This window comes from Streptomyces glaucescens, assembly GCF_002154375.1.
Taxonomy (GTDB): domain Bacteria; phylum Actinomycetota; class Actinomycetes; order Streptomycetales; family Streptomycetaceae; genus Streptomyces; species Streptomyces glaucescens.
In genome coordinates this window covers 1-629 of the sequence record NZ_MUND01000795.1, presented here as the reverse complement: position 1 = coordinate 629, position 629 = coordinate 1, and the positions used below count along the sequence as shown (strand labels likewise).

The 629-nt window shown below is 71.9% G+C and carries 1 protein-coding gene; it reads right to left on the bottom strand.

All coding sequences use genetic code 11. From position 1 onward, the window contains the following. Positions 1 to 151 precede the first annotated feature (151 nt). A partial coding sequence (locus tag CCN42_RS37400) for a peptidoglycan-binding domain-containing protein (protein WP_143662161.1) occupies positions 152 to 629 on the bottom strand: 478 nt, incomplete at its 5' end.

The window sequence follows — 629 nt, the reverse complement described above, 5'->3', positions numbered from 1 at the left end:
GCGTGGGCGAGCATGGCCAGGGTGATGTACCGGTACCAGCCCGGACAGCGGCGGACTTCGGTGCTGGCCGAGGCCGGATTGGCTTCCTCCGTCCCCACCAAGCCTGGACAACGAGGGTGACCAGCTCAGGCAACGAATTCTGACCCGAGTACTAGGCGAACGTGGCTCCCCAGGTGGCCGGCCCGACGACGCCGTCCACGCTCAGGCCCCTGCGCGACTGGAAACTGCGGCACGCGGAGTCGGATCCCGGCCCGTACTGGCCGTCCACGGCGAGGGAGTAGCCGTGCGCGCTGTTCATCCGGTACTGCCAGGTCGCTACGCTGGCGTGCACGAAGGTGGGCGGCTGGCGGAAGCTGACCCCGGGGTGGGGGAGGGGGCCGCCGCCCGGGTTGACCTCGCCGCTGAGCACCCTGGAGTACAGGGCGCCGGGGCAGGCGGTCGCGTGGTGGTCCCGGTGGCCGGTGATGGCCTGCGCGGCGCCGCCCGACACCCGCAGGCGGTTGATGCCGTGGCGGATGGCGTCGATGAGCCCGGCGGTGATGGTGTCGTAGCTGCTGCCGGAGCCGCCTGTCAGCGCACAGACCGCGTACCAGTCGTCGTTGCCCTGCGTGGTGCCCTGGGCCGCGGTG